This is a genomic window from Acinetobacter sp. ANC 4648 (assembly GCF_002135345.1).
GTDB lineage: Bacteria > Pseudomonadota > Gammaproteobacteria > Pseudomonadales > Moraxellaceae > Acinetobacter.
This window is the reverse complement of sequence record NZ_NEGI01000001.1, coordinates 168,094-187,978: the sequence shown is the minus strand read 5'-3', so window position 1 is coordinate 187,978 and position 19,885 is coordinate 168,094. Positions and strand designations below refer to the sequence as shown.

Annotated in this window: 18 protein-coding genes and 4 tRNA genes; 10 read left to right on the top strand and 12 right to left on the bottom strand. The window is 38.7% G+C overall.

What is annotated here, in order from left to right:
• Positions 1 to 26: 26 nt before the first annotated feature.
• Positions 27 to 2,474 carry a ribonuclease R gene (gene rnr, locus B9T27_RS00870; protein ID WP_086204991.1) on the bottom strand — a complete coding sequence of 816 codons (2,448 nt, stop codon included), beginning with the start codon at positions 2,472 to 2,474 and terminating at the stop codon, positions 27 to 29.
• A gap of 257 nt (positions 2,475 to 2,731) precedes the next feature.
• Here rnr and B9T27_RS00865 point away from each other — a divergent pair.
• From B9T27_RS00865 to B9T27_RS00835, 6 genes are all read left to right on the top strand, one after another.
• Positions 2,732 to 2,823, top strand: a tRNA-Ser gene (locus B9T27_RS00865).
• Positions 2,824 to 2,838: 15 nt separating this feature from the next.
• Positions 2,839 to 2,915: transfer RNA gene (locus B9T27_RS00860), tRNA-Arg, on the top strand.
• A 49-nt stretch (positions 2,916 to 2,964) separates the two neighbouring features.
• A tRNA-Arg gene (locus B9T27_RS00855) sits at positions 2,965 to 3,041 on the top strand.
• A 506-nt stretch (positions 3,042 to 3,547) separates the two neighbouring features.
• Positions 3,548 to 3,624, top strand: a tRNA-Arg gene (locus tag B9T27_RS00845).
• Between the two features lie 258 nt (positions 3,625 to 3,882).
• On the top strand, positions 3,883 to 4,383 hold the full coding sequence (locus tag B9T27_RS00840) for a YcxB family protein (protein ID WP_086205396.1): 501 nt from the start codon (positions 3,883 to 3,885) through the stop codon (positions 4,381 to 4,383).
• Positions 4,384 to 4,428: 45 nt separating this feature from the next.
• Positions 4,429 to 5,067 (top strand): fumarylacetoacetate hydrolase family protein, encoded by a 639-nt coding sequence (locus B9T27_RS00835; RefSeq protein WP_086204989.1) that lies wholly within the window; start codon positions 4,429 to 4,431, stop codon positions 5,065 to 5,067.
• 157 nt (positions 5,068 to 5,224) lie between these two features.
• On the opposite strand, the gene B9T27_RS00830 is transcribed toward B9T27_RS00835, so the two are convergent.
• Together B9T27_RS00830 and B9T27_RS00825 are read right to left on the bottom strand one after the other, a co-directional pair.
• Positions 5,225 to 6,370: a DUF389 domain-containing protein gene (locus B9T27_RS00830; RefSeq protein WP_086204988.1), complete on the bottom strand. Its 1,146-nt coding sequence runs from the start codon at positions 6,368 to 6,370 to the stop codon at positions 5,225 to 5,227.
• 364 nt (positions 6,371 to 6,734) lie between these two features.
• Positions 6,735 to 7,979, bottom strand: a complete 1,245-nt coding sequence (locus B9T27_RS00825; protein ID WP_086204987.1) for a YihY family inner membrane protein — start codon at positions 7,977 to 7,979, stop codon at positions 6,735 to 6,737.
• 116 nt (positions 7,980 to 8,095) lie between these two features.
• Here B9T27_RS00825 and wrbA point away from each other — a divergent pair, with 116 nt between their 5' ends.
• Complete coding sequence (gene wrbA, locus B9T27_RS00820; RefSeq protein ID WP_086204986.1) at positions 8,096 to 8,695, top strand: NAD(P)H:quinone oxidoreductase; 600 nt, start codon at positions 8,096 to 8,098, stop codon at positions 8,693 to 8,695.
• 68 nt (positions 8,696 to 8,763) lie between these two features.
• Here the strand turns inward: wrbA and B9T27_RS00815 are convergent, their stop codons facing one another.
• From B9T27_RS00815 to B9T27_RS00795, 6 genes are all read right to left on the bottom strand, one after another.
• Complete coding sequence (locus tag B9T27_RS00815) at positions 8,764 to 9,129, bottom strand: hypothetical protein (RefSeq protein WP_086204985.1); 366 nt, start codon at positions 9,127 to 9,129, stop codon at positions 8,764 to 8,766.
• Positions 9,130 to 9,406: 277 nt separating this feature from the next.
• On the bottom strand, positions 9,407 to 9,691 hold the full coding sequence (locus B9T27_RS14965) for a hypothetical protein (protein ID WP_228146120.1): 285 nt from the start codon (positions 9,689 to 9,691) through the stop codon (positions 9,407 to 9,409).
• 42 nt (positions 9,692 to 9,733) lie between these two features.
• Positions 9,734 to 10,027 (bottom strand): acyl-CoA thioesterase, encoded by a 294-nt coding sequence (locus tag B9T27_RS14960; RefSeq protein ID WP_228146119.1) that lies wholly within the window; start codon positions 10,025 to 10,027, stop codon positions 9,734 to 9,736.
• A 252-nt stretch (positions 10,028 to 10,279) separates the two neighbouring features.
• Positions 10,280 to 10,855 (bottom strand): xanthine phosphoribosyltransferase, encoded by a 576-nt coding sequence (locus B9T27_RS00805; protein WP_086204984.1) that lies wholly within the window; start codon positions 10,853 to 10,855, stop codon positions 10,280 to 10,282.
• 103 nt (positions 10,856 to 10,958) lie between these two features.
• Positions 10,959 to 11,663: a DUF3108 domain-containing protein gene (locus B9T27_RS00800; protein ID WP_086204983.1), complete on the bottom strand. Its 705-nt coding sequence runs from the start codon at positions 11,661 to 11,663 to the stop codon at positions 10,959 to 10,961.
• 147 nt (positions 11,664 to 11,810) lie between these two features.
• Positions 11,811 to 12,494 (bottom strand): hypothetical protein, encoded by a 684-nt coding sequence (locus B9T27_RS00795; RefSeq protein WP_086204982.1) that lies wholly within the window; start codon positions 12,492 to 12,494, stop codon positions 11,811 to 11,813.
• A gap of 233 nt (positions 12,495 to 12,727) precedes the next feature.
• On the opposite strand from B9T27_RS00795, the gene B9T27_RS00790 reads away from it, so the two are divergent.
• Positions 12,728 to 13,609 carry an energy transducer TonB gene (locus tag B9T27_RS00790; RefSeq protein ID WP_086204981.1) on the top strand — a complete coding sequence of 294 codons (882 nt, stop codon included), beginning with the start codon at positions 12,728 to 12,730 and terminating at the stop codon, positions 13,607 to 13,609.
• A gap of 148 nt (positions 13,610 to 13,757) precedes the next feature.
• Here B9T27_RS00790 and ybeY read toward each other — a convergent pair whose 3' ends face one another.
• Genes ybeY through miaB form a run of 3 tightly spaced genes read right to left on the bottom strand, consistent with a single transcriptional unit; the run spans position 13,758 to position 16,853 of the window.
• On the bottom strand, positions 13,758 to 14,243 hold the full coding sequence (gene ybeY / locus B9T27_RS00785; protein ID WP_086204980.1) for an rRNA maturation RNase YbeY: 486 nt from the start codon (positions 14,241 to 14,243) through the stop codon (positions 13,758 to 13,760).
• A gap of 27 nt (positions 14,244 to 14,270) precedes the next feature.
• Positions 14,271 to 15,359: a PhoH family protein gene (locus tag B9T27_RS00780; protein ID WP_086204979.1), complete on the bottom strand. Its 1,089-nt coding sequence runs from the start codon at positions 15,357 to 15,359 to the stop codon at positions 14,271 to 14,273.
• 39 nt (positions 15,360 to 15,398) lie between these two features.
• Positions 15,399 to 16,853 (bottom strand): tRNA (N6-isopentenyl adenosine(37)-C2)-methylthiotransferase MiaB, encoded by a 1,455-nt coding sequence (miaB, locus tag B9T27_RS00775; protein WP_086204978.1) that lies wholly within the window; start codon positions 16,851 to 16,853, stop codon positions 15,399 to 15,401.
• 297 nt (positions 16,854 to 17,150) lie between these two features.
• Between miaB and B9T27_RS00770 the strand changes: the two genes are divergently transcribed.
• The gene (locus B9T27_RS00770) at positions 17,151 to 19,076 is read left to right on the top strand and encodes a lytic transglycosylase domain-containing protein (RefSeq protein WP_171263303.1); all 1,926 of its coding nucleotides are present in this window, start codon (positions 17,151 to 17,153) and stop codon (positions 19,074 to 19,076) included.
• Between the two features lie 29 nt (positions 19,077 to 19,105).
• A complete protein-coding gene (locus B9T27_RS00765) occupies positions 19,106 to 19,768 on the top strand; it encodes a ribonuclease T2 family protein (protein ID WP_086204976.1) in 663 nt (220 codons plus the stop codon).
• The last annotated feature ends 117 nt before the right edge of the window (positions 19,769 to 19,885 follow it).

Genomic DNA, 19,885 nt, shown 5'->3' with positions numbered 1-19,885 from the left:
CCTAAGCTCTCTCATCTTTAGTGGTTTTATTCAGACTTTGCTTTCGCATTAGCTTTTTTCTTTTTCACTTTTTTCTTCTCTTTATCTTTCACTTTCGTATCAGATTTAGCCGAAGATTTTTTATTTGGTTTTTTCGGTGCAGAACTCGGCTTATCTGATGTTTTCTTTTTACGAATTGGCTTTTCACCACTTTCACTGACATTAGATAATACCGGTTTAGCAGCTCTAGTTTTTGAAGGAGTTGATTGTGAAAAAACATCTTCTTTTGCTGTCGATTTTGCTACACGAGGTGCACGACTACGAATAGCACGACCAGCATGTGTTAACTGCTGGATCAATGCAAAGTCAATCTTACGATCACCAAGGTTCACTGCAGCAACTTTAATCTTCACTTCATCGCCAAGACTAAAGATCTGACCACGATTTTGACCCACCAAACTTTGGCTGGCTTGATCATAAACAAAATAATCATCGCCTAATTGGCTGACGTGAACCATGCCATCAACATATAAGTCTTTGAGCGTTACGAATAGACCAAATTCAGCCGTTGCACTAATCACACCAACGAACTCTTCACCCAAATGCTGTTGCATATAGTGGCATTTCAACCACGTGGTAACAGAGCGAGACGCTTCATCTGCACGACGTTCAGTTTGTGAGAAATGCTCGCCAGCATTGTCTAAAGCTGCACCTGAAAGCGGATAAGGCTTTTGTTTTAAATGTGCCTTAATTGCACGATGCAATAGCAAGTCTGGATAACGACGAATTGGTGAGGTAAAGTGAGTATAAGCTTCATAAGCTAAACCAAAATGGCCTGCATTATTTGCGCCGTAATAGGCTTGCATCATTGAACGTAACAATACCGCATGAATACTCGGTGCATCGATACGATCTTTGGTCGCAGCAATCACACGTTGATAATCTTGTTGGGTTGGCTGTTCTGGGAATGGTAAACCTAATAATTTTACGAATTCACGTACTTTTTGAATCCGTGCAAATTCAGGTGGCTCATGTACACGGTAGAGCATTGGAATTTCATGTTCCAATGCATATTCCGCAGCAGCAACGTTCGCCAGTAACATGCATTCTTCAATTAACTTATGTGCTTCATTACGTGTACGCGGTAAAATTTCTTTAATTCCACCTAATTCATCAAAGGTCATGTAGGTTTCAACAGTTTCGAATTCCATTGCATGGCGTTCGGCACGTAAACCTTTTAATGTTTGATAAAGTTGGAACAGTGTATTTAACGATTTACGCACATCACGATCTTCAGGGATAGCGGTACTATCACCTTCAAAATAGTTCGCCACTTGTGTATAAGTTAGACGTGCTTTGGAATGCATCACGGATGGATAGAACTGGAATCCTGTTACTTTTCCTGCACGAGATAAGGTCAAATCACAGACCATACATAAACGATCGACATGCGGATTTAAAGAACATAATCCATTAGATAATGCTTCTGGCAGCATTGGTAATACAAAGTGCGGGAAGTACACAGAGGTACCACGTTCTTGGGCTTCATCATCCAATGGTTTACCGACCCGAACATAATGGCTAACATCGGCAATAGCGACAACTACACGATAACCCCCACCAGCGCGTTTCTCTGCATATACAGCATCATCAAAGTCACGTGCATCTTCGCCATCAATCGTGACAAGAGCTAAATCACGCAGGTCAATACGACCTTCACGGTCTTGTGCATTTGGTTCTTTAAAGCTTTCAGCTTCTTTAATGACTTCTTCAGGAAATTCATACGGCAAACCATATTCCAAAATTGTTTGTGGAATAATGATTTCGGTATCGGCTTTGTCCGCCATCGATTGAATAATATGACCTGTCGCAAATTCTTCACGTGTTGGATAATCATCTATTTCAACACGCAATGCATCGCCAATATTAGCTTTCGCATGTTCAATTAGTTCTTTTTCTAAGGTAATCGGTTGGTGTGCATTTGGATGACTCGGTTGAACGAAGTATTCACCGTCATGAATTGCAAGTTTACCAATCAGTTGTTTCACACGTCGTTGTGTAATTTCGTGAATAAAGCCCCAAGCTTTACCTTTACGGTCAACAGAAGTCTGGCTGACTTTAATGCGGTCACCATGAAAGACTTGGCGTAATTCACGTTCTGGTAATAGCATTTCATCTTTTTTGCCATCTAAACTGGCAACACCCATACCTTTGTTGTTGACATATACCGTTGCATCTACCGTCGGTTGGTCTGCCATCAGCTGGAATTTAAATCCATCTTTCATCAGCTGGCCATCACGTACCATGGCACTTAAACGATGACTCAGTGCTTCTATACTTCTTTCATCTGCAATGTTGAAGTGTTCCACTAAGTCTGCATGGGAGAGTGGTGTTTTCTGTTGTTCGATCGTCTCTAAAATAAGAGTACGACTCGGAATAGGATTATCGTAACGTTCAGCTTCCGCTTTGGCTTCAGGATCGATCCAATTTTTCATAATGTCTTTGGCTTCATGTCAGAAGATTATGTTTAGCATAAGTCATGCAGAGTGAGACTGCACGTAAATGATTGCAATATTGTGTTTTCTGTTTGAATTTTAGAATTAGCAGGGACGTACAGCATGGTTTTATGCAAAAAAGTACTGAGAAAAGCCGAAAATTGTTTAAAAAATAGATGATTGATTAAAAAAAGCAGATTTTTTGCAAATGTGACTTGAAGAATGGGTGTTTAGTTTGTATTATGGCGGCTCGTTACGGTGAGGTGGCCGAGTGGCTGAAGGTACTCCCCTGCTAAGGGAGCGTGGGTCTTAAAGCCCACCGAGGGTTCGAATCCCTCCCTCACCGCCACGAATAATTTGAAATGCGCTCATAGCTCAGCTGGATAGAGCACTTGGCTACGAACTAAGGGGTCGGGAGTTCGAATCTCTCTGAGCGCACCAATAAATTATTCATGTATGTAACGAACGCCGTTAAAGGCAACACAAGTTTGCGCTCATAGCTCAGCTGGATAGAGCACTTGGCTACGAACTAAGGGGTCGGGAGTTCGAATCTCTCTGAGCGCACCAACTTGAACAATTAACCGCTTTTTAGCGGTTTTTTTGTGTCTAAAAAGTTTAACATCTTTTATATTTTGTATACTGCGACATTTTCTGTCGTTTAGTATTTTTCGGCTGAGCACTTTCTGAGTTAAATCCTCTAAAATAAGCATATAAGACTAATATTGCTGAATAATAGGGATATGCAAAAATATACGGATGGTTATTATATTTATCAGTATCTCGAATTCACTTGCGACTTGAGACAGAAATGCTGTGATGGTTGTAATGCTGAATTATTCGGTTTTGTGTATGAATTAAAATTTCAAAGTGTGGAAGGTGAGCTAGTTACTTTCTGTGCGGGGTGTATGGAGCAGCTCGAAATTAGGCATGTTGAATAGAATACGACTAGTTTGTGCTTAATCATTGCTCAAAAACTTAAAGTCTGTCCAAATACTAAGCATTTAATTTTGAAAGTTAAAAAAAGGCCTTACTAAAGATATAAAAAGGCGTATAATGCGTTCCATCAAGACGTCGCGCTCATAGCTCAGCTGGATAGAGCACTTGGCTACGAACTAAGGGGTCGGGAGTTCGAATCTCTCTGAGCGCACCAACTTGATCAAAACTGAAAAACCGCATCAAGTGCGGTTTTTTTGTGCCTGTCATTTAGGTCAGTATTTGATTTGCTAACATCTCTTATAGCTTTATTTTTTTATAACAATTAACTATCCGTTATGTTCTGTAATATCACATTATTAATTCCAAAGTGTGTCTATTAAACTACCTTGAAAACTTTACATCCAGTATGAAGAAAGCAGTAAATTTGGTGTAAGATCTTGGTATCTTGAATATGAAATGTGTTAAAGAAACTATGTCAGACAACACGCCTGCATTAGCAATACGTTATTATCTAAATTTAGAAGAATCACAAGATGGCTTTAAATTGGCTACTTTTGGTAAAAAACAATTTACTCGATTTTTGACGCCATTGGTGAGTATCGCAATCTTACTTTGGGGTTTTTATTTGGGCATGGAAGGTGTCGGGCGATATTATATTGCCTTGGGTAGTTTTTTCTTGGTCTTGCAAGCAGTGATGCGTTATTGGTTTCTACCAATGATGTTTAAGCGCCAATTTATAAAATATCAATTTGGTAAAAGTGAACAAGGCATCGAATTATTCCAAGATTATGCCGAGCTATTTAACAGTGGTCGTCCCAAACAAAAATTTAACTACACAGACGTGCAAAGTTTTGTAATTGGTAAATTGACCTATATGATTGAATTAAAAAATCGTACTGTGATAATTGTACCTAAACGTGCTTTTGCATCGCCTACAGATCAAAACGTATTTGAAAATACATTTAAAAAATAGTTATTGAGTTTTAATTGTGTCCAAGTGAAATCAGAAGGGAAGCTTATGAATACACGTCCATCCAAAATTATCTGTGTCGGTCGTAGTTATGCAGATCATGCCAAAGAATTAGGCAATCCCATTCCTGATCGTCCTGTATTATTCATTAAACCACCTAGTAGCTTAATTTCATTGGAAGAAGGTATTTCCTGGAATCAAGCTTGGGGAGATTGTCATTTTGAATGTGAATTTACCTTACGGATTGATCACATTTTAAAAGGCGAAACTAATCCAAAAAAAGCACTTGAGGCCGTGGGTGCGGTAACATTAGGTTTAGACTTAACTTTACGTGACTTGCAAGACGACTTAAAGAAAAAAGGTCAGCCTTGGGAACGAGCTAAAGCTTTTGATGGTGCTTGTGTTTTGGCAGATTGGGTTGATGTAAAAGAAGTTAAAGCTTGGGATCAAGTTACGTTTGATTTGAAAGTAAACGATGAGGTTCGCCAAAAAGGTGACACGGCATTGTTGATTTTTAATATTGGTCATTTACTGGCAGATATGAGTCAAGTGTTTACTTTAGAAGTTGGTGATGTGGTAATGACTGGTACACCAGCAGGTGTCGCAGCATTGGCGGCAGGTGATCAACTGACAATGACTTTGAATGGGCAAACTCAAGATTTTATTTGGCAAACATTTGTAAAATAATTTTAAATTAAATTGATTAAAAATGGATATGGACTCTTTCTTCGGATTGAGTCCATTTTTTTGTAAATGATCAGTAGCTAGTAAGGGGGGAGCAATCATCAACGCCATTTTGAATAGTGAAAGCGCTGATGATTTTAGTGTTTAAATTTTTTAGATATTAATTTGCAGTTTCAATTGAAAGCTCTTGAGCTTCTTGAACATTGAGATCAACTGTATTAAGAGGCTGTGTTTGTATAATCTGTACAGGAATAAATCGGATTTGTAGATAGGATGGATGACCCCTGCGATCTTTAGCCAGTTGAGTATTAATTTTTTCAATTTCAGTAGATGTTGGTGCGGTATCACCACGGATACTGGCACGGACTAAAGTAAAGTCATTTCGTGGATCAAATGTAACGATATCGATAACATTATTATTTACATTTAAATTTTGGGTAATTTCTTGCTTGATTTGAGTTTCATAGAGTTGTTTTTGAACAGATTGAATGAGGTTGAGGGTTAAATAAACGGCCAAAAGAATTAGGATGATTAAGCTAATACTATTTCGTTTAATGAATCCCCAAATACTATTTACTTCATCATCTGCGCCACGTCTAAAGCCTGCAATCCATAAAACCAAAGAGGAACTCACTTGAATGGCGATCATGTTGGTAAAGGCAAGCAAAAAGGCATTGGCAGAATTTTGCAATTGGCCATGTGCTAACAAAATGCCGCTAGCCACTAAAGGTGGTACCAATGCTGTTGCCACAGCAACACCCACCACCGCAACAGACAAGCGCGGGGAAACAGCCGCAAATGCACCAGCTGCGCCACCAGCCAAGGCAATCATTAAGTCAATGGTCGTTGGTTTGGTGCGTGCGAGAATTTCATTGGTGATAGGGAGGTCAAAATGAATGAGCCCCATTATAACCCCAATGCTGTAAATCATGATTACACCCAAAGATAAGGTGCTTAATGAGGTTCTTAATAAGATCCAGCGTGCATCAATTAAGGCCAATGCAATCCCTGAAATAGGACCTAACATCATGGCAACTAGCATTGCACCGATCACTACTGCTGTAGAATCAGCCAATAAGCCATATCCAGCAATAACCGCAGCCAATGCATTCATAATGAAGAAGGTTTTACTAGGCAGTGCATCTGCCTGAATATTTAAGCGAACCTGTTTATGGTCAATTTTTTTTGAGTTTTCGCGTAAGGCCTGTTTATATCTAAGCTTTTCTTTTAACAGCTCATATTTGTTTTGATCAGGGTTGTGCTCATCAATAATAATGGTCGGAATATCTTGTTCTTTTTTTTTCATCATTTTCTCAGTGAAATGAATCTTTGTATAAATTATAGCAAATTTTTACGTATACAATTTCTAAAATTGATACAAGCTAATTCCATTCAATATTTAAATATTAATAACAGTAATTGCATGGATATGGCCTAAATTTAAGCTAAGACTTTCCAGATGTTTCGTAATTAGTCCATATTGAATTCTGTTGATTACTTTTAAGCGCTGTTGTTATTTACTAAGACTTTTCGATTTTTTTTGATGATAACACGGTCAATATCCGCGTTCAGCCATATTCATAGATTGGAATAAAATATTCGAGAAGGTAGCTTGGTGATTGCTGTGAAATAATGTACTCAATTCAAAGGTTTTGAATTGAGTACAATTTTTATTTTTCTTCTAAAATAGTCGCCAGTGGAATAGAGAGTTTAGCAGCCAAATATTCATCTGATTCGACGAATAAAGGACCTAAACGTTTCATCCAAGCATCATCATTATGAATGTTTTGAATATCTTCACGACGTGGCAAGGTATAAGGTAGAGCTGTGTAGAATGACCAGAAATCTACTTGGTTAAGATTACGGACCAAAACATATTCATTATTATCGGTGCGTCTAACTAAATTTTGTTTTTCAAGTAATAGTACATACGTTGGCCAACGACCAATTTCAGCACGTCCTAAAATATTTAAAGCTTCAGCATCGGTTACAGTTTTTCCAGTCTGTTGCTTTTTGTAGAATAATTCCAAAATATCTAACAGCATCAGTACGGGATGTCGTGCTTGTACTTTACCAGTATGAAATGCAGTCAGTGCATAACTAATTTCAACTCCTAGCAGCACGACATTCCATGACAAGAAAATCCAGAGCAGAAAAATGGGGATTGCGGCAAAGGCACCATAAATGATGGTGTAACTGGTGAAATTGGTCATAACAAAACCAAAGAGATTTTTCAAGAGCTCGAAAACGATTGCACCAAATAAACCTGCAATTGCTGCAGCTTGAATCGGGATGCTGCGATTGGGAATGGTCCAATAGAGCGTAAAGAAGCCGAGTGCTGTCAGGGCAAAAGAAAGAATCCAGAAGGTGAAGGTACCATCCACTTGATAGCCAGAAAAATTATTACTTAAAATATTCATCGATGCCAGTGTTGATGAAATCACAAAAGCACTTCCAAGTAGAATGGGTCCTAAAGAAATAATAGTCCAATACCGCATAAAGCCCACAATACCATTACGGGTTTCTTGTACACGCCAGATCCGATTAAATACTGTTTCAATACTGGTCAGCATCATGACAGTGGTCACGAATAAAAATAGTACCCCAATGACAGTTAAGTTACTGGATTTCTCGGTAAATGCATTAAAGGCTTTATCAAAGGCAATGGTTGTTTTTGGTAAAAAATTACTATAAATCAACTGCTGTAATTGTTGTCGTGCAGGTTCTAAGGCTTTAATGGAGGAAATAATCACCAAAAAAACCGTTAGCATAGGAACCACAGCAAATAGTGTCGTGTAGGTCAGTGAACCCGCTTGTTCACGGCAACGATCGGCTTCAAAACGACGAATGACGAAAAGAACGAATTGAAACCAAGTTTTATTATAAAAAGGAAGTTTTTTTAGTAGATCTACCATAAAGTATCAGTCTCAACGTATTTTCAGCATCTTTATTTGCTTTTAGAGTAACAGCTTAACCAAAAAATCAGAAAAATACCGTATAGTTTTCTTTTTCATGTTTGATTATTAAGAAGATGCAACCTTACGTTCTTGTCCTGTATTACAGTAAATATGGTTCTACTAAAGAGATGGCCCATTTGATTGCTAACGGTGTTGAAGCATCTGGAATAGCAGTAAAAATACGAACTGTTCCTAATATTGCAACGGTTGTGAAGCAAGCGGAAGCCAGTATTCCAGAAGAAGGGGATATTTACTGTAGTTTGGATGATTTGGCACATTGTTCTGGTTTGGCCTTAGGCTCACCTACACGTTTTGGTAATATGGCTTCTGAGATGAAGTATTTTTTGGATCAGACGACTAGCCTTTGGCTGAATGGGGCGTTACATAATAAACCTGCGTGTGTGTTTACAGCATCGGGTTCTATGCATGGTGGGCAGGAAAGTACTTTATTAAGCATGCTTCCACCATTATTTCATCACGGCATGTTAATTATGGGGTTAACCAATGCCAATCCAGCTTTATCCAATACTAAATCTGGTGGTACACCGTATGGTGCAAGTCATGTCAGTGGTCCACGACATGACTTGGGTTTAAGTCAAGATGAGAAGGCACTATGTACTGAGCAAGGAAAACGACTCGGTGAAGTCGTGGAAAAATTGATAGTTGTTAGATAAAGCAGGCTGCTTGAAAGTTAGTTGCAAGACTAACTTTCTTAATGTTAGACCTACGGCTATACCTAATTTTATCCTTGATCTTTAAAGCGATATTTACATTTGGAGCACTGATAGTCCAAAAAAATGTTTTTATCCACCACTTCACCCGCTTTTTTACCAAAGCGATGTCCTAAGAAACCACCAGTAATACCGACACTAATAGCACCGATAAAAGTTCCGACAGTTCCCCCCATAATTACACCGAGTGGGCCTGCAACGGTTCCAATCGCAGCACCAATAGATGCACCAGTTGCAGCACCACCGACAGTGCCCGCTGTTGTACCCGCTGCTGAAAGTAAAACACCACCTGTTTTTTGGAGGAGTTGTTCGTGGTTACGCTTTTCGACTTCTGTAGATCCACATTTAGGGCATATTATTGCAATTTGATCCGTCATTGATCTTTACTCATACAAGACAAAGTCCTTTTGTGCTTCGTCAGATTCATTGTGTTGAAAATATTACAACATCTGCTCATTCTAGCCGATTCGGATTAAAAGTATTGAGCTAGCGTGTAAAGATTAAAAATTTAATAATTTTTTATCATCAGATTTATAATAAAAGTTGAATTTGATCTACAGAATATACAATGCTTCCTTTTAAGATAGTGGGCTAAAATCTCGCATTAAGCCCTCTAGATTGGCTAGAAGTCATCACATTCATATCATCAAGTACCTATCCATCTACTTTAAGGTCATGATGAAAATAAATAATATGTTCTAGGCTATTACTCCTCGTGTCACCGATAGCATAACTTAAACCATGTGGTGAAAGAGATGCTGTGAGAAGATTATAGTCAGAATAATATGCAGCAATAGCCTGATGCATTATTCTAGAATCTAGTCCATCGGGAAGCGTTTCAAAAATTTGAAAGTATTCTGCATCATTTGTTTCTGATTTAATCGGTTTGAATGGGTTAAATGACGGTACTGGATATATTTTTAGAAAGAATTGGCGCATGAAAATCGAATGTATGGATTCTAGAATATCTTTGTAGATCATTTATTTAAGTTGTTGTTCTGGTCTGAGCTTATTTGGATCTGGGTAATTAGGCTGCTTGACTTGATAGTTTAAACCTTTCGCTTTATATGCAAAGGAAATTATTGCCGAAAATATAATTTGATCCTCTTGTAAAGCATGAACTTGCCGAGTTGAAAAGCTGTTTCCATCTCTTAAGTTTTCTACTTTTAAGAGAGTTGATAAATCTGTTCGACGACTACGAATAAAATAAGCATATAAAGAATGTGTAGAGTGATCAGTCGTTTTAGACGCTGCATTAAAGCTTGTCCTACTCATGGCCCACCCATTAAGTGTGTTCCAAACAATCGTATATTTTGTTCTTGAAATAGATTGTCATCTAACTTTTGTACATTGAATAGATCCATTAATTTTTGAGTGATTGATCTGATTTATTATTTACCTGAGTTATATATTTATTTGACCAATATAGCTGAGAATTTTATTAGAATGAAAGGTTAAGACGGTACTCTCATGATCAAAAAGGCATAAAAAAGAGCGCTTAAGGCGCTCGATTTTATGCAGCTACTTTTATTCTTGAACAAAAGTAACTGTGCCATCAGCAAGTGACTCAACACGAGCTAAAGACTCAACACGGTAACCTTTTTCAAGCAATAAATCGCGGCCGGGTTGGAATGATTTTTCAATCACAATACCAATACCCACAACTTTTGCATCGGCTTGATGGATTAAATCAGCAAGACCTAAAGCAGCTTGACCATTTGCAAGAAAGTCATCAATGACTAAAACTTTATCATCCGCAGAGATATGTTTTTTAGAAATAGCGATGGTACTTTCAGTCTGTTTGGTGAAAGAAAATACTTTAGAACGATATAAATCATCTTTTAAGGTTAAAGATTGGTATTTACGCGCAAAAATTACAGATACACCAAGCTCTAAACCGGCCATCACAGCAGGTGCAATACCAGAAGCTTCAATGGTAATAATTTTGGTAATACCGGCATCTTTAAAGAGACGCGCAAATTCTTGACCAATTTGTTGCATCATTACAGGATCAATTTGGTGGTTTAAGAAAGAGTCAACTTTCAAAACTTGATCAGATAGAACGATACCTTCAGCTAAGATTTTCTGTTCTAGTGCATGCACGGGGAGAGTCCTCTAGGGGCAAGGTGCTTTTTCAAGCAAAGGCGTATTTTAAAAAGCACCACAAAAAATGCAAGCTCAAATTGACCAAAAGGTGAAAATTTGCTTATTTTTTGTACCCAGTGAGTAATAAACTATAAGAATTTTTATCATCTTGGTGCGCCATCTTCACAGGAAGATAGTCAAGTTGTGGCGCTAACCAAAAAGTTGAGCTTTTAGCATTGTTATCATGGGATAAAACCACTTTGACCGTGCTATAGGTACCAAATGGGGTTTTGATTGATTCGGTCCCTTGTTTTACAAAGCGACGCGCATCTAAACCTTTGGCATCTGCAATCAGATAGATAGGCTTTAAACCACTACCTTTTAAATCTTCACGGACTTGTAATTCTGCATTAAGCTCATCCAAAGCACCTGCTTTCCATTCAAAAGAGCGAACCTTGTCTTTTTTCTTGGTATTAATGGTTTTTGTACTTGGATTGAAGTTAATGGTCATGGTGTCATTATGAACCAAAATTTTACTGGTCCTGCTAAAACTATTCGATGTGATTTGACCATTATTAAAGCTAAAACGGCTGGTTTCACTGGCAGAGGCAATTGCTGCTGCTTTTGCAGTAAAAACATAGCTCCAAGTATTACCATTTTTGCTTAAGTTGCGCGTTGCGGTTCCCATATTTTTACCATTATATGAAAACTGGTAATTGGCTTGGAAAGGACTCATGGCAAGTGCATTACCAGAAAAACCTACAAGTAAAAGTACAGTTGATAGGCCTGTTACGAGACTCAATTTTTTTAAAATAGGTTTTGCCATGGAGGAGTGTCCTATGCATTGCAGTTATGCTGAATACGAGTTACATATTATGCAATTCAATTAAGTAGAAATATTCAAGTTTTGAATAAAAACTGTATATTTATGTTATTTAAGTGAATATTATCTATTTCTTTAAAAGAATAAGCTTTATTTCTGTTGGATGGGTGTGACGCGGTTAGCGTCTAAGTCATCCTCTAGATCATCCATGACATCAGATTTTGCATTTGAAAGCTTGCTGAATACTGCTGCTAAATTTACATTCCCTAGCACCATCAGTTCGGTTTCTCTTAGTTCAGCATGATTGATATGTACTTTATTTAACGCATCCATTGCAGAGCGGTTTTTGCCTAACCATCGATTTAAGGATAAATGCAGTAAATCGTCTTGGACTTTAATAATATTGTATTTTTCTAAAATGGGACCAAGAGGATCTTTCTTTAATACTTTTTGATAAACGAATAGGGCACAATTCGCTGCAATTTTCATCCAGCTTTTGGGAAAAGTGGCTTCGATAACTTGAGTATTGCTAATTTGTTCAAAGACAATTAACTGTATATCTTTGTTCATTTCCATTTGAATCAGTTTTAGGTCTACCGATAAAACCGTATAAACACCTTTAATGCTGATGGTCGCGTATAAACGCAGCCAATCATCGTGTAAATCTGCATGTAAATCTTTTAACAAGTCGACATTGTCAGTCACAAACCGCTTCAATGTGGCATTTAGAAAGACTTGAGAGACTGGGAACTCACGCTCTTCTTCTATGAAATCTTCAGCCTTTTGGTATACTTGTCGAATACGTTTAGCAATATTGGTAAGTAGCGTCGGCATAAGTATTTTCTCAAATCATCATCGTTCTATGAGGCGGTAATCTTGTCGATCTGTTTAAAATTTTCAAGCTTAGCAATTGCAGTTTAGCAAAAATCACTGCGCCATTTTTAATGATTTAAAATATCTGTTAATTATTTTTGAGATACAGCTGAATAAGCTGTGAAAATGTAAACATAGATCTATATTAAATCATTTGGGATTTTAAAAGTGGGGCATCTTGTCGGTTTAATGTCATGATAAAAAATAGTGTTGTTCAGCCCAAACAGTTTGAGTATTGGTGGCAAGATTCGCTTTTTATAGGAGCTGTATCGGTAGCCGTCATATTGCATGTGATTTTTTTATCATTGCAGTTTGCGATGCCACAAGAAAATGATGCGGCAAGTCGTGAAATTACTGTATCAATACGCCCCAGTACTGAAAAGGTCAAAGATGCAGACTTTTTAGCACAGGCCGATCAGCAGGGTTCTGGGCGATTTCGTGAAGCACATCGAATGTCCAGTGATATGCCCGCGCAGTCTCAAGATCAGAGTGCAGGACAACAACAACTTCAGAGTTTAGAAAAAGTTCAGCAACAACGTGAATTGAAATTTGATGAAAAAGTCTTAATGACTGTACTGAGTTGGCAAAAGCAAGCTGCACACAATGAGCGTAAAAAAGCCATGGAGGCATTGCAAAGCCAATTTCAAGCCAAAGCGGCTATGGTGGCCAGTTTAGAAGCACAATATTTACAAAAACAGCAAAATTTTAGCCGTCAGCAAAAAATTAAAACGCTAGATGGCGTTCAAGCCAAGCAAGATGCATCGGCCGGTTATTTAGAAAAATTTCGTGAAAAAGTCGAGTTATATGGTAATCGCTATTATCCTGCTGAGGCGAAATCACAGCGTTTAGCGGGTGAAGTAAGATTGATGGTCATCTTGAACGCATCGGGTGGTATACGTGCTATACGGCTCATTGAAAGCTCTGGACATCCTATTTTAGATGAAGCAGCCAAAGCGTCGGTACGTAAAGGCGCACCATTTGGAACATTTGATGCTGCGATGAAGGATATTTCTGAGTTGCGGATTATTCGCACTTGGCGTTTTAATCCTGCCGATGCAGAGTTTGAAGTGCGTTAAGTGCTAACTTAATATTGTATTGCTTTAGAGTTTTTTGATTTGATATTCTTTATATCTAGATTGAATTGTTTTAATTCTTTTAGATGAAAAGTGATCACAAATAAAATTTGAGATCACTTTAATATGACATTAACTCGAGCCGAGAGTTTTAGCTGTCTTGTAGCTGATACGGATTATTAAATCCTAGCTTGGCTAAAATCTGAATTTCTAATGCTTCCATCTCTTCGGCATCTTGTTCCGAAGTTTCATGGTCATAGCCCATTAAGTGTAATGCGCCATGCACTAACATATGTGTAAAATGTTCTAGCGGTGTTTTTTGTTGTTCAATGGCTTCTTGTAAAACCACAGGAATACAAATGACTAAATCACCCATTGGCCATGCATCTAGCAGAGGCAAGACTTCTTCTGGAATATCACTTGGAAAAGATAAGACATTGGTGGCTTTGTCTTTTTGACGATACTCTAAATTCAGTTTGTGACTTTCACTGTTGTCAACACAGGCAATGCCGATTTCGCAGTCTTGATCAACATCAATATAACGTAATGCTGTTTCGATGACTTTTTTAAGATAAGCACGTTTCAACACCAATTCAGGTGCTGTAAACGATTGTTGTAACGATAGGCTAAGTTTCAAAACCAGTCCTTCAATATTATTTTGACTTTACTGTGGGTGTTCAAGATGTTGGGCATCTGCAGCAGAGTCATTTTCAGAGGTTAAAGCGTCTTGTAATGCTTTGCGTTCAGCACGTACTTGAGCGGTTAAACGATGTTGCTCACTGTCCCATCCTTCGTACGCTTCTACAATTTTTTGTACCAACTGATGACGCACTACATCACGAGAGTGGAAGCGAGTAATGTGAATTTCTTTTACATTTTCAAGAACACGTAGACAATGTGCCAATCCAGATTGCTGACCACGAGGTAAATCAACTTGAGTAATATCGCCTGTGATTACTGCACGAGAGCCAAAACCTAAACGTGTGAGGAACATTTTCATTTGTTCAGGTGTGGTGTTTTGTGCCTCATCTAAGATCACGAAAGCATGATTGAGAGTACGACCGCGCATGTAAGCGAGGGGTGCAACTTCAATCACTTGACGTTCAATCAGTTTGGCCACTTTTTCGAAGCCAAGCATTTCATATAAAGCATCGTAAAGCGGACGGAGATAAGGGTCAATTTTTTGACTTAAATCACCTGGTAAAAATCCCAGTTTTTCACCTGCTTCAACCGCAGGACGAACCAAAAGGATCCGCTGAATTTCATTGCGTTCTAGCATATCTACAGCCGCAGCGACAGCAAGATAGGTTTTTCCAGTACCGGCAGGACCGATTCCGAAAGAAATATCACTGTGCAAAATACGTTGTACATAACGCTGTTGATTGGCACCACGTGGGTTAATTCGACCTTTACGAGTCTGTAACCACACATGATCTAGTCCCGTTTGTTCTTGATCAGGATCATGCTGTAGTTCACGATCGGTTTGACTGCCTTGAATCATTAAATGCAACGTATCCGCACTGATATGCTGAGAGACTTCAGCCTCATCATGCAAATGCTGTAACAAACTTTCAGCGCGTTCAACGGCCTTGATTTCACCATCAATCACAAACTGATCACCACGTTGTGCAATTTTGACCACTAAACGTTGTTCGATTTGTTTCAGATGATCGTTATAAGCACCGAGCATGTTTTGTAAACGGTCAACTGAAATACCAGGAAAAGCGACTGTGCGCTGAATCGTTGCACTCAAGAGATATCCTTATTGTTAAATAAAGTCTATCTCTCTACATTACGTCACGTCAGGCTCAAGATTCAAGAGTTCACCATAAACTAAATTCAGCGTTTTAATTTCGGTAATCTCAATCTCTGCAAAGCGGCCAACCCAATCGGCATCACCAATAAAGGTAACTAAACGGGTATTGTCTGCTGTTCCAACCAATAAGTTAGGATCTTTGTTGGAAATATTCTCAATCAAAACGCGTTGAATCGTACCAAGCATGGCATCTGTTTTATCAATACTTGAGCGTTTAATCCATTGTTGAACTTTCGCTAAACGTTCTTTTTTCACAAGTTCAGGTGTGTCATCTGGCAGTTCTGATGCAGGCGTGCCTGGACGTTTTGAATAGATGAAACTATACGAGTGATCAAAATCTAAATCTTGAATGAACTGATAGGTTTCTGCAAAGTGCTCATCGCTTTCACCTGGGAAACCAATAATGAAGTCACTCGATAGATGCATATCTGGACGTACTTTGCGCAGTTTTGCAATTTTTTCGATATAAACGTCAATCGTGTGATTCCGTTTCATGGCTTGTAACACATCATTCGAACCACTTTGAACGGGTAAATGTAGATGTGAAACCATTTGTGGAAGATCGCGATAGCATTGAATCAGATCATCGTTAAATTCAAGTGGATGTGAGGTGGTGTAACGTAAACGACCAATCCCCGAAATTTCAGCTACGAGGCGTAGTAAGTCGGCAAAGGTACAAATTTCACCTTCAAAGGTTTCACCACGATAACCATTTACGTTTTGACCCAGTAGCGAGATTTCACGTACGCCTTTTTCTGCTAAACCTGCAATTTCAGCCAACACATCATCTAGTGGGCGAGACACTTCTTCACCACGAGTATAAGGTACGACGCAGAATGAACAGTATTTAGAACAGCCTTCCATAATTGAAACAAAGGCTTTGTAACCTTCAACACGCGGTTCAGGCAGGAAGTCAAATTTTTCAATGTCAGGGAAAGAAATATCGACTAATTTAATTTTATCTTTTTTGGGTTTTTCAATCTGATCGTGATGTTGATCGAGCATTTGTGGTAAACGGTGTAAGGTTTGTGGGCCAAAAACCATATCGACATACGGTGCACGTTTTTGAATATTGTCACCTTCTTGAGAGGCAACACATCCACCTACGCCAATAACCAACTCTGGATTTTTTTCTTTGAGTTTGCGCCAACGTCCTAATTCAGAAAATACTTTTTCTTGGGCTTTTTCACGAATAGAACAAGTATTCATGAGCAGAATATCGGCTTCACCAGCATTGGTGGTTAAGACATAACCGTGCGAATCACCTAAAAGGTCGGCCATACGATGACTGTCATACTCATTCATCTGACACCCTTGCGTTTCGATATACAGTTTTTTGACTGTACCGTCGGCTGGGGTGTGCTGTGGCTGGATAACAGTGTTTTCTGAGGCAGCTTTGGCATCATTGGGAATGAAGGTTTGAACCGTCATGGAGGCATTTATCCTATATTAAGGGAAAATATATCTGTGCGATTGAATCAATCAATTGAACTGACTCAATAAAAGCCCGATATTTTACAGTATTTAATGCCAAAGGAATAATAAATATGTTGCTTCATTTTTATGCTAAAAATGGACTTTATTAATAGAAGTGAATCAGAAGGTTACATAACACAACAGTAGAATTGAGTTAAAATACTTAAACTACCTGAAAAGATTGCCGACATCAGCATGGCGAGTTGAGAGTAAAAAGTGTTAAAGCGACAACTTCATCAATATAAAAAAGCGATCACTTGTTTTGGAAGTTTTTTACTTCTCGGGTGTTCTCCATTAACTCAAGCTGCTGAAGAGCAGTTTAATGATGCTTTACGTGCTGCAAATGCGGGGAATATAGCGTTATTAGATCAATATCAAGTGATGATGCAAAATGATGCTTTGGGGTACTACCCTGAATATTGGAAGTTAAACAATAATTTAGGCTTTCAACCTGCAAGTGCAATTACCAGCTTTTCACAACGCTACCCGCAGTCAGCAATGGCGGAAAAGTTAGCGGCAGATTATGTCGAAGAAAAAGTCAAACTAGCAGATTTTAGCGATGCTCAACCTGTTTTAGCCTATGTGACTAATCCTGATCAGGCCGAAAGTTGTGCTGTGGCACAAGTCCGTGCTAAATCAGGAGATTCATTGGTCTTTGCTGAATTTAAAGATGTTTGGTTGGCGACCAATAGCCAACCTGAATCATGTAATGGTCTTGGGCGTTTAATGTTGGCGAGCCCACTGATGACAACACAAGATCGTCAGCAAAGATTGTATGCACAACTGCGTGCTGGACAATCGGGTCAAGCAATTGCCACTGCACAAAGTTTGGGTCTCAATTTATCCTTGGCTCAGTTAAATCAGATCCAAGCGAATCCTGTGAATTATTTATGGTCAGCACCGAAAAATAATGTCCAAGATTATGCATATATTGTATTTGCCTTGGGGCGTGCAGCAGATACTGATTTAAATACTGCATTACAATCTCTTCCTCGATTAGTCCAAGGCACGCCTCCAGACGCCCAAAAATATATGTACCGTACTGTCGCCTATATTGGTGGAACTACGGTGATGAAAAATAATTTTAATCGTGAAGTATTGAACAATTTTGATGCCAGTTATGGCATGCCATTTAGTGCAGAAGAAGCAGAAGTTTATGCCCGTCAAGCTATTCGTTTTGGGGCTTGGGAAAGTATTATTCGTGCGGTTGATAGCATGAGCGTGACGCAAAAACAGGAAGATCGTTGGCAATACTGGCTTGCTCGTGCTTCGGAGCAACGTAGTGATCGTCAGTCTAAGCAAGCTGCGCAAGAAATTTTTAAGCGTTTAGCCGTATCGGGTGATGATTATCATAATCTATTGGCAAAAGATCATCTCGGGCAACGATATAATGCAGCCTTAGATCGTGAACAACCATCAGTGCGTGATCTACAGAAATTAGATCAAGATATTCATTTCCGCCGTGCATTTGCATTACGTAATATCAATGCACCAGCTGCATATACCAATCGGGAATGGAATTGGGCCGTCCGCCAAGCTTATTTAAAACAGGATGATGGCTTATTGTTGGCTGCTGCAAAACGTGCCACTGATTTGGGTTGGTATGATCGCGCCATTTATGCAGCGGATCGTACATTGTCCAAACATAATTATGCTTATCGATATGCAACGCCACATCAGATTACGGTAGTTAATCATAGCCAAAATGTAGGTATTGACCCTGCTTGGGCTTATGGTTTGATGCGTCAAGAAAGTCGTTTTGTTACAGCTGCGCGTTCACATGTGGGGGCAGGCGGGTTAATGCAAATTATGCCTGATACAGCAAAACATGTCGCAAAACAAATGGGTGAAACTTATAATCCAGCGGCACTGAGTGATCCAAATACTAATATTCGTTATGGAACTTATTATTTATCGATGATTCAGGGGCAGCTCAGTAGTAATCCTGTATTGGCAACCGCAGGCTATAATGCGGGGCCTAATCGTGCGAAACGTTGGCAACCCGATTATCAAGTCCTTGCTGCTGACCAATATACGGAATCTATTCCGCTGAGTGAAACACGTGATTATGTCAAAAATGTTATGACCAATGCCGCGCATTATGGAATTTTATTGGGACAGGGGCCACAAGCGATTGAAAGTCGTATGCCAACGATACCAACCAGAAGCATTCAATAATTTGTTTTAATTTAATTAGTGTTTAATTGATGATGTACAAAATTTTCCGAAGACTAAAAAAATACCTAATGGCATGGATTTTAATCTGTGCAAGCGGCTCTTTTTTGAATATTCAGGCGAATGCAGCTACGCCTCAATTACAAGGCTATGTGATGCAAGTGCAAATGACACCTGCAATTTGTGCACTGGATGTGAGTAAACAAAAACAAAGACAATGTTTAGAGGGGTATTCACTCACAATTACCGGACTATTGCCAGAAATCAATCGGAATGAATGCACTACCAATACCTCTGCCACTTTATCGCCAATACAAGCTAAAGTTGTCGCTAGAGTAATGCCTGATGAAAGTGCGCGAATTCAACTTTGGCGTAGTATTGGTGGTTGTATTCCAATGAATTCGAGCCAATATTTTAGAATGGTGATTAATCTAGCAGAAAAGTTGAAAATCCCTACAGATTTAACAAGTTCAGAAAATAAAAGTGTAAAGCACAGCGCATTAAAAGCTCAGTTTTTAAAATTAAATCCGAGTATGAGTGGTAACAGTCTTCGTTTTAGCTGCCAAAACTCAAAATCGAATCCAGTTTTGACTGAAATCCAAGTCTGTTACACCGTTAATGGTCAGTATAAACAATGCTCAAGTCATATTGTTTCAAATTGCCCCAGCAGTTTTTTGATTAAAGGGACATATTGAGCTAACTCGACATAATTCATTTATATTTCCTATCATACTTTTGTGGAAATAGCCGCTCTTTTACATGCATCGCGCGAATGATTGGAGTACAATCTTTGGCGTTTATGATTATTAGAT